At 59.5% G+C, this 6,399-nt stretch carries 8 protein-coding genes; all 8 read right to left on the bottom strand.

The annotated features are described in order from the left end of the window. A partial coding sequence (locus ASD36_RS31190; RefSeq protein ID WP_210171876.1) for a hypothetical protein occupies positions 1-188 on the bottom strand: 188 nt, incomplete at its 3' end. A gap of 20 nt (positions 189-208) precedes the next feature. Then, complete coding sequence (locus tag ASD36_RS28150; protein ID WP_060506041.1) at positions 209-565, bottom strand: cytochrome C oxidase subunit IV family protein; 357 nt, start codon at positions 563-565, stop codon at positions 209-211. Positions 566-576: 11 nt separating this feature from the next. Next, complete coding sequence (locus ASD36_RS28145; protein WP_060506040.1) at positions 577-1,296, bottom strand: heme-copper oxidase subunit III family protein; 720 nt, start codon at positions 1,294-1,296, stop codon at positions 577-579. 11 nt (positions 1,297-1,307) lie between these two features. Next, positions 1,308-2,015 carry a cytochrome c oxidase subunit 3 gene (locus tag ASD36_RS28140; protein ID WP_060506039.1) on the bottom strand — a complete coding sequence of 236 codons (708 nt, stop codon included), beginning with the start codon at positions 2,013-2,015 and terminating at the stop codon, positions 1,308-1,310. Next, complete coding sequence (locus tag ASD36_RS28135) at positions 2,012-3,790, bottom strand: cytochrome c oxidase subunit I (protein ID WP_060506038.1); 1,779 nt, start codon at positions 3,788-3,790, stop codon at positions 2,012-2,014. Before ASD36_RS28135 ends, ASD36_RS28140 begins: the two co-directional genes overlap by 4 nt. 40 nt (positions 3,791-3,830) lie before the next feature. After that, entirely contained in the window at positions 3,831-4,646 is an 816-nt protein-coding gene (locus ASD36_RS28130; RefSeq protein ID WP_060506037.1) for a cytochrome c oxidase subunit II, read from the bottom strand. 135 nt (positions 4,647-4,781) lie between these two features. Further along, a complete protein-coding gene (locus tag ASD36_RS28125; protein ID WP_060506036.1) occupies positions 4,782-5,171 on the bottom strand; it encodes a cytochrome c family protein in 390 nt (129 codons plus the stop codon). Positions 5,172-5,325: 154 nt separating this feature from the next. Further along, on the bottom strand, positions 5,326-6,390 hold the full coding sequence (locus tag ASD36_RS28120; RefSeq protein ID WP_060506035.1) for a LacI family DNA-binding transcriptional regulator: 1,065 nt from the start codon (positions 6,388-6,390) through the stop codon (positions 5,326-5,328). Positions 6,391-6,399 lie beyond the last annotated feature (9 nt).

The raw sequence follows: 6,399 nt of genomic DNA, 5'->3' as shown, positions 1-6,399 counted from the left end.
AGCTCGTCAGGCTCATAACCTGAAGGCCGCAGGTTCAAATCCTGCCCCCGCAACCAAACAAAAAACAAAAGCCCGTGATCAGAAATGACACGGGCTTTTTGCCGTTCATAGGCAAAGCAGAAGCAGGAATGACAAGCCAACGGGCGATCAGCGCCGGTATGAGACGCGCCGACATCAGCCCGGCTCATAAGTTCTTTGCGAGATAGGGCTACGATGCTGCCCCGAAGAAGGCGAGGCGGGTGAAGATCGTATAGTGCGATTCCGATACCATCAGCGCGACGAAAATCAGCACGAGTAGGGGGGGCAGCAGGATGGCGTAGACGAGTGCCAGCCGTTCCCAGGCCATGTGCATGAAGACGGCGACGATCAGGCCAGCCTTCAACATCATGAACAGCAGGATCAGCGACCACCGCAGATAACCCTGGATGCCGAGATAATCGACCATGTAGGAAAAGGCGCTGAGCACGAAGAGCAGGCCCCAGACGACAAGATAGAGCCGGATCGGATGATGCTGTCCGCTTTGAGCTTGAGCCTGTGCGTGCATGTGCGCCGTTGTTTCACTCATGACCTTCTTCCTCACCACAGATAGAAAAATGCAAAGATGAAGACCCAGACCAGGTCGACGAAGTGCCAGTAGAGGCCCATGATCTCGACGGCCTCGTAGCGGCCCTTGCGGCTGGTGAAAAAGCCGCGCCGTTCGGTGTCGAAGTCACCGCGCCAGACCTTGCGGGCGACGATGAGGAGGAAAATGACGCCGATCGTGACATGCGTGCCGTGAAAGCCGGTGATCATGAAAAAGGCCGAGCCGAATTGTGCCGCGCCGAATGGGTTTTCCCATGGGCGCACGCCTTCCGATATCAGCTTCGTCCATTCGAAAGCCTGCATGCCGACGAAGGTTGCGCCGAGCAGGGCGGTTGCGAGCATCAAGACTGCCGTCTTGCCGCGTTCGCGACGATAGCCGAAATTGACCGCCATCGCCATGGTGCCGCTGCTTGAGATCAGCACGAAGGTCATGATCGCGATCAGGATCAGCGGAACGTCCTGCCCGCCGATATGCAGCGCGAAGACCTCGCTCGGATTGGGCCAGGCGACGGGCGTCGACATGCGGGCGGTCATATAGGCCAGGAGGAAGCAGCCAAAGACGAAGGTATCGCTGAGAAGAAAGATCCACATCATCGCCTTGCCCCAGGAGGCTGTTTTGAAGGCGCGCTGGTCCGAACCGAAATCGGTGGCGATGCCCCGCAGGCCTGCCGGTTGGAGGCCGGGATCGCTGTGTGTCTGGGCGGACTGTGTCATCTGAAAATCCCCTAGCTGAGCAGTTGGCGGCAGAGATCGACGAAATCGTTCGCCCAGCCGGCAAAGAGCGCGAAGAGGACGAGCCAGACGGCAAGCATGAAATGCGAATAGGTGGCGCAAAGATCGACGCTGAGGCGTAGTTGGGTAGGCGGAACATTGGCCGCGAATGCCCGGACGGTGGTGCGGCCGGTCACGGCAAGACCACCGAGAATATGCAGGCCGTGCAGGCCGGTCAGCAGATAGAAGAAACTGTTGGCGGGGTTGTCGGCCAGCACATAGCCGGCCGCGGTCAGTTCCCGCCAGGCCTCGATCTGTCCTGCGAGAAAGAGCGCGGCAAGGAGGAGGCCGGTGGTAAGTGCAGGTTTCAGTGTCTCCATGCGGCCGTGGCGGGCCTCGGTTTTTGCCCATTGCAGCGCGGCGCTGCTGGCGGCGAGCAGGCCGGTGTTCACCCAGAGCAGCCCAGGCACCGGCATTCCCCACCAGTCAGAGGAGGCCATGCGCATGAAATAGGCGCTGATGAACAGGCTGAAGAGGGCGCCGACGACGCCGAGGAAGACATAAAGGCCGATTTTTATTGTCGGAGCAGCCGGATCGTTCATGCTGGTTGCCGTTTGCACCGGGCTCGCTTCGAGCCAGGGTTTTGACGTCAGCCGCTGTCCCGCCATCCACCAGGCGATGATGGCGCCGATGACGGCAAGGAAAAGCAGCGTGACGTTCATCTCATGACCTCCCGCGTTAGGCCGCCGGTTGCTGGTTGGGTCTGCGGAATGAAATCCTCGGGCGCTCCCGGCACGCTGTAGTCATAGGCCCAGCGGTAGACGACCGGCAGGTCCTTGCCCCAGTTGCCATGGGCGGGTGGCGTTTGCGGCGTCTGCCATTCGAGTGTCGTGGCGCGCCACGGATTGCCGCCGGCCTCCTTGCCGCGGAAAAGGCTCCAGATCAGGTTGAACAGGAAGACCACCTGTGCTGCTCCAACGATGAGGGCCATGATGGTGATGAAGATGTTCAGCGTGTGGGCCGAAGGCGGAACGAAGCTGGTCTCGCCGATCTCGTAGTAGCGGCGCGGCACGCCGAGCAGGCCGAGATAGTGCATCGGAAAGAAGATCGCATAGGCACCGAGAAAGGTGATCCAATAGTGGATATGGCCGAGCGCGGTGTTGAGCAGGCGCCCGGTCACTTTTGGGTACCAGTGATAGATCGCCCCGAAGATGACGAGGATCGGCGCCACGCCCATCACCATGTGGAAATGGGCAACGACGAACATCGTGTCGGACAGCGGAACATCGACGACGACATTGCCGAGAAACAGGCCGGTCAGTCCGCCATTGACGAAGGTGACGATGAAGGCCAGCGCAAAGAGCATGGGCAGCGTCAGGTGAATATCGCCGCGCCACAAAGTCAGCACCCAGTTGTAAACCTTGATCGCGGTCGGGACGGCGATGATCAGCGTCGTGGTGGCGAAGAAGAAACCGAAGGCGGGGTTCATGCCGCTGACATACATGTGGTGCGCCCAGACGACGAAGCTCAAGGCTGCGATGATGACGATCGCCCAGACCATCATCCGGTAACCGAAGATGTTCTTGCGCGCATGCGTGCTGATGAGGTCCGAGACGATCCCGAAGGCAGGCAGCGCCACGATATAGACCTCCGGATGCCCGAAGAACCAGAACAGGTGCTGGAACAGGATCGGGCTGCCGCCGCCATGCTGCAACTGCGTCCCCATTTCAACGATGGCGGGCATGAAGAAGCTGGTGCCAAGCAGGCGGTCGAACAGCATCATGACGCAGGCGACAAACAGGGCCGGGAAGGCCAGAAGCGCCATCACCGTTGCGGTAAAAATGCCCCAGACGGTCAAGGGCATGCGCATCAGCGTCATGCCGCGCGCACGGCCTTGCAGAACGGTGACGACATAGTTCAGCCCACCCATGGTAAAGCCGATGACGAAGACAATCAGTGAGGACAGCATCAGGAGGATGCCCCAGTCCTGGCCGCCGGGTGTGCCGGATAGAACGGATTGCGGCGGATAAAGCGTCCATCCGGCCCCTGTCGGCCCGCCGGGGGCGAAAAACCCAGCAACCAGGATAAGGACCGCGAGCAGATATATCCAATAGCTCAGCATGTTCGCATAGGGGAACACCATGTCGCGCGCGCCGACCATCAGGGGGATGAGGTAATTGCCGAAACCGCCGAGAAACAGCGCGGTCAGCAGATAGACCACCATGATCATGCCGTGCATGGTGATGAACTGGTAATAGTGATCGGCGTCGATGAAGGCAAAGTATCCGGGAAAGGCAAGCTGCAGCCGCATCAGCCAGGAAAGCACAAGTGCCACAAGACCGATCGAGATGGCCGTGATCGCGTATTGCACGGCGATGATCTTGGCATCCTGGCTGAAGACATACTTCGTCCACCAGCTTTTCGGATGGTAAAGCTCCATGTCTTCGACTTCGGCGGCCGGGACCGCGTCTGCGCTGCCGGCTGGAATCTCGACCATGATCTTTGCTTCCTTTCGCTCCGATGCCTTCCTGCCGTGTTCAGTTTGCTGGCTGCGGCTCTGCCGATGCCAGGAGCTGGGTGAATGTCTGTTGCTGCGCCAGCCATGCCTGATAAGCCTCCGCTTCCTCGACCACGACAGTCCCGCGCATTTGCGGATGGCCGACGCCGCAAAGTTCGGCGCAGAGAATATCGAAGGTGCCGGTTCGTGTCGGCGTGAACCAGAAATAGGTTATCATGCCGGGGATCATGTCCATCTTGGCGCGGAATTCCGGTACGTAGAAATCGTGCAGGACGTCGATGGAGCGCAACAGGATGTGGACCGGCTTGCCGACCGGCAGATGCAGCTCGCCACCCTCGATGATGACGTCGTCAAGGCCGGCCGTATCGTTCTTGTTCACGCCAAGCGGATTTTCCGGGGTGATGTCACGCGTCTCCGACCGGCCGAGCTTTCCGTCTGCGCCCGGCAGCCGAAAACTCCATAACCACTGCTGGCTGACAACCTCCACCGGTGCGGCATCGTTGGGCACGGTGATGAACTGGTTCCAGACGAAAAGGCCTGGCACAAGCATGGCGGCGACACCGACGGCTGTTCCCGATGCCAGCAGCAACTCCAGCTTCCGGTTTTCCGGCTCGTACGCCGCCCGGTTGCCCGGCTTGTGCCGGAAACGCCAGACACAATAGGCTATGAAGGAGACGACCGCGACGAAGACGACACCGGTAATCCAGAAAGTGGCGATGAGTGTGTTGTCGATATAGGTCCAGTTGGACGCGATCGGTGTCCACCACCAAGGGCTTAGCAGGTGGAACAGCACGGAGCCCACCACCAGCAAGGCGAGGATCAACACGACAGCCATTTCCGACCCTCCCTGAGCCGACCCGGCCGTGAACCGAAAGCCGCATCGACAGAATATCGGTTTAGTGTCCTGCAAGTGAGAAACGCAGCAATTAAAGCAGTTTGTGGATGGGCTACATGCCCGTCACGCAACCTGTCACTTGGAATATTGCTTCAGATAGGCGATGAGATTGCTTATATCCTGATCGTCCTTCAGGCCGGCGAAGGCCATCTTGGTGCCTTTCACCTTTACTTTCGGATTGTGCAGATAGTCCCGCAACGTCGTCTCGTCCCAGACGAGGCCACCGTCTCCGGCCGCCTTCATCCCAGCCGAATAGGCGAAATCCGGATGTGTTCCGGCTTTTCTGCCGAATAGCCCGTTCAGCGACGGGCCGACCTTGTTCTTGTCGGTATCAACGATATGACAGATCGCGCATTTCTTGAAAACGGTGGCGCCTACCGTTGCATCGCCCTCTTCGGACCGGGCATCAAACGAAGAAAGAGCGATGATGGATGCGCTGATCAGCAGAATATCACGATAATCCATGGCAAACCTCATCCTCCTCAAGGATGCCTAGCCACTTGCACCATCCGCAACAATTCCCGTGCGCATAGTGTTCGCTATCCCCGAAAGCTTAATCCTTCGCGGTAGCAAGTCAATCGGTTCCACAATTTTGCGGCGGGATCGAAAGAGGGGGGGCTCAGGCATCGATGTCGCGGATGGAATCGAGTGGGCCTTTGAGCGCGGTGCGCGGATGGACCAGCTCCGGCTGGATCAGGTGGATCTTCACGGCGGGGCGGGTTTCTTCGATCAGTTCGAAGGCCTTGGCCAGCATGCTTTCCGTGTCCTGCCGGATCATGATCACCGGGAAGGGCAGGAAGGAGCCGAAGGGATCATAGTCGTAGCAACCGACCACGATATCGGCGAAAGTCTCGTGCGGGTGCTGCGCCATGAAGCGGAGCAGGCCTTCGAAGTTGATCGACGAATTGATGAACAGTCCGCGCGGTAGCTTTCCCTCACGCTCGTAAAATGCCTCGAAGGCTTTCTGCGTCATGCCCGGCGAATAGCCGGTCGGCTGGATGCAGTCGTCGCTGTCGTGGCCAAGCAGTTCGGTCTTGATGTCGCGAAAGCCCTTTATGCGCTCGCGGCTGGCATGGTCGTTGCGGCCGCCGAACAGGAACAGTTCCTGCGGCCTCAGGGGCGCTTCGGCATCGTCGAACCGCTTGATGATCGCCTGTGTCAGGAGCCGCGCGCCCTGATAATTGTCGCTGATGACGGACGGCGCCTTTGTGCCGGGAAGATCGATATTGATATGGCGGATGCCTGCGGCTTCGCACAGGCCATGGACGCTGTCGGGATCAGTGGCACCGGCAATGAACAGTTCGTCGATCGAATAGGAGATCAGCGTTTCGACGGTCGCCAATTCTTCCTGCGGATCGCGTGACGCGCTGACAACCACCGGGCATTTGCCGTGGCTGCGCACCTGCGCCTCAAACGTCTGGGCCATGGAGGAAAAATAGCGGTTGTCGTGGACGGGCAGAAGCAAGCCGACAAGGCCGGAGCGGGAATTGCGCAGGCCGCGCGCCTGGAGATTGGCGGTATACTGGTGCTGCTCGGCAAGGCTTTGAATGAGTTCGGCCGTGCTTTCCTTGATCCGGCGCTTGCGCCAGGTGCCGTTGAGCACCGCGCTGACGGTGGACGCTGAACAGCCGGACAGGACCGATAGATCGTAGATCGTCGCCTTCTTTTTTCCCTGCGGTTTCATCGATTCCTC

This window comes from Rhizobium sp. Root1334, assembly GCF_001426665.1.
GTDB lineage: Bacteria > Pseudomonadota > Alphaproteobacteria > Rhizobiales > Rhizobiaceae > Pararhizobium.
Note: the sequence above shows the minus strand (reverse complement) of the source record. Positions and strands in the feature narration are given on the sequence as shown.

Bases quoted from the DNA above. Each gene is read 5' to 3' on its own strand.
- ASD36_RS28150 (WP_060506041.1), bottom strand. From the start codon at position 565: ATGAGTGAAACAACGGCGCACATGCACGCACAGGCTCAAGCTCAAAGC.
- ASD36_RS28145 (WP_060506040.1), bottom strand. From the start codon at position 1,296: ATGACACAGTCCGCCCAGACACACAGCGATCCCGGCCTCCAACCGGCA.
- ASD36_RS28140 (WP_060506039.1), bottom strand. From the start codon at position 2,015: ATGAACGTCACGCTGCTTTTCCTTGCCGTCATCGGCGCCATCATCGCC.
- ASD36_RS28135 (WP_060506038.1), bottom strand. From the start codon at position 3,790: ATGGTCGAGATTCCAGCCGGCAGCGCAGACGCGGTCCCGGCCGCCGAA.
- ASD36_RS28130 (WP_060506037.1), bottom strand. From the start codon at position 4,646: ATGGCTGTCGTGTTGATCCTCGCCTTGCTGGTGGTGGGCTCCGTGCTG.
- ASD36_RS28125 (WP_060506036.1), bottom strand. From the start codon at position 5,171: ATGGATTATCGTGATATTCTGCTGATCAGCGCATCCATCATCGCTCTT.
- ASD36_RS28120 (WP_060506035.1), bottom strand. From the start codon at position 6,390: ATGAAACCGCAGGGAAAAAAGAAGGCGACGATCTACGATCTATCGGTC.